This is a genomic window from Aeromonas sp. QDB62 (assembly GCF_027705695.1).
In the GTDB taxonomy this organism is placed as follows: Bacteria; Pseudomonadota; Gammaproteobacteria; order Enterobacterales; family Aeromonadaceae; genus Aeromonas; species Aeromonas allosaccharophila.
The window spans coordinates 1-1,522 of record NZ_JAPDCD010000113.1 but is presented as its reverse complement, the minus strand read 5'-3'; the positions used below and the strand labels follow the sequence as shown (position 1 = coordinate 1,522).

The window sequence follows — 1,522 nt, the reverse complement described above, 5'->3', positions numbered from 1 at the left end:
GAGTATAAGATCACACCCTGTTCGGTCGGTCAAATCCTCGTGCCCTGCTTAAAAAACGTTCGCGATCTTGCCCTGGGGATAGGCTTAACTCATACAACTCATTGGATACAAAATCAACAATTGAATTAGTGTGATCTATATATGCTTTGGAGTCTAAGCAATGATATTGAGAGAGTAAATTTTTTAATGCACCTAATAGTTTTTTATCTGCGTCAGTACTGTTGGATAGGTCATGATTATTTATCATAACTCTTGCAGTCATAGCATTTCTTGGCTTCTCCCCTAATAGGGATTCAATGATTTGCTCAAAAAGGCTATCAACGATGATCTTAATTTCTTTTCTGTGGATCTTTGCAAATTCTTCATTATTGTCAGCGACATTATATTCATGAAATAATAAGTGTATTTTCAAAAGAATAGGTTTAGCTACAGGCATGATAAATATCTCTTAAAATTCTATTGGTTTCTAATAATAAGGCGGAGCTTTCTTTTATATCATTTGGATTGAAGGGAAGATCGAGATCAATATTACGGATGGAATAGTCATAAAACAACTTTATTTTCTTGATTGAGGTACTATGGCCGAGCAGAGTTAATGCTCTGTCAAAGCATTTTTCCTTATTGAATTCATATATGCTGTGATGGGCAAGGTAGAATATGCAAGCGTTCTTTAACTCTGTGAAAGCATTAACAAGTGGGGTTAGGTGTTTTCCCCCAAAGATATCTACCTCGGCTAAAAGCTGAGTTGTCGTGTAAATTTTTCCTAGCTCATTATTAAATCGCTTTTGAACATGAAAGTTCTTTTTCAATTCATTGAAATAATCTTGCCTTCCGTCTATAACAATACCTTCATAAAGAATATGATATATAAACAAGCTTCCACTCTCATACAGAGAATTAAATTGAGTACTATCGTATGAGATGAAATTCACCAGTTCCTTTTTTTTAATAGGTAAAAGGTCTTTATCAACGCTAGCCTCACTACTATTTATGAGTACAACATCACAATCAGAATTATTGTTGTAATCACCTCTAGCATACGACCCAATTAATATTGAATACATCTATACTCTCATCGTGTTATGTACATAATAAGCTATGCAATATAGACCAGTATGTTATCTATCCATTTCGTAAGTGAAAATAATAATGAGTATTTTTACTTACGATATAAATAGTATGCCAGAAATATTTTTAGTAACCAGTGATAAACTGCTCAAAACTACAACGTTGGAGTAATTTATTTAAGTCGATTTACCTCACTAGTGAATGCATCCTGCCGTCGCACCTCGTATGTTGGGCTAAAAATGGTAGGTTGGTGCTGAATGAAGTGAAGCCCAACGTTTACTGTGATATATGCCTGTCAATCTGTTTACGGCTTCGCCACATCCTTGTTTATCCCGCTCTGGTTGGCGTAATCATGCTCGCTTGTTGAGCTTCGCTACGCCTGTCTCTTGATCAGATCTTGATCCCCTGCGCCATCAGATCCTTGGCGGCAAGAAAGCCATCCAGTTTACTTTGC

General features: G+C 36.1%; 2 protein-coding genes. Both read right to left on the bottom strand.

Translation table 11 applies throughout. From position 1 onward, the window contains the following. Positions 1-10 precede the first annotated feature (10 nt). The gene (locus OKC27_RS22650) at positions 11-436 is read right to left on the bottom strand and encodes a hypothetical protein (RefSeq protein ID WP_270806744.1); all 426 of its coding nucleotides are present in this window, start codon (positions 434-436) and stop codon (positions 11-13) included. After that, entirely contained in the window at positions 423-1,064 is a 642-nt protein-coding gene (locus tag OKC27_RS22645; protein ID WP_182970927.1) for a nucleotidyltransferase domain-containing protein, read from the bottom strand. The genes OKC27_RS22650 and OKC27_RS22645 overlap by 14 nt, the downstream gene beginning before the upstream one ends. Positions 1,065-1,522: the final 458 nt, after the last annotated feature.

Excerpts from the sequence above, each read along its gene's own strand:
- OKC27_RS22650 (WP_270806744.1), bottom strand. The coding sequence starts at position 436 with ATGCCTGTAGCTAAACCTATTCTTTTGAAAATACACTTATTATTTCAT.
- OKC27_RS22645 (WP_182970927.1), bottom strand. The coding sequence starts at position 1,064 with ATGTATTCAATATTAATTGGGTCGTATGCTAGAGGTGATTACAACAAT.